General features: G+C 68.3%; 1 pseudogene. It reads right to left on the reverse strand.

What is annotated here, in order from left to right:
* Positions 1-460 (reverse strand): annotated as a pseudogene (locus tag QEZ54_RS36275) (aminopeptidase); the annotation flags it as partial.

The following is a 460-nucleotide window of genomic DNA, read 5'->3' on the forward strand; positions in this document are numbered from 1 at the left end:
AGGCGACGGTCAGGGCGGTGTCGTCGATGACGAACGACGTCTGGAGGCTGGCGTCCTCGACGCCGGTGAACTTGATGGTGACGGTCTGTCCGGCGAAGGCGGACAGGTTGTAGGTGCGCAGCGTGTACCCGCTGACGTTGAGGTTGGAGAACACCTGCAGGGTGGTGGTGCCCGCCTGCACCGTCAGCTTGTCGTACGCGACGGTGGTGGTGGTCTCCGCGGTGGTGATCTTCAGGTAGAACGACAGGGTGTAGCTGCTGCACCCGGTGGGCAGGGTGACCGACTGGGACAGGGTCTCGGTGTGGGTGGAGCCGTAGCCGTTGAGCCACGCCGACCAGGTGCCGGTGCGGGGTGCGCCGGTGCCGGTGTGCTGCCCGATCACGCCGGTGGACTGGGTCCACGAGGTGGCGCCGGACTCGAAGCCCGGGTTGGCGAGCTTCTGCCCCGCCCCGGTGCAGCC

Origin of the sequence: Catellatospora sp. KI3 (assembly GCF_029948125.1) — a bacterium.
GTDB lineage: Bacteria > Actinomycetota > Actinomycetes > Mycobacteriales > Micromonosporaceae > Catellatospora.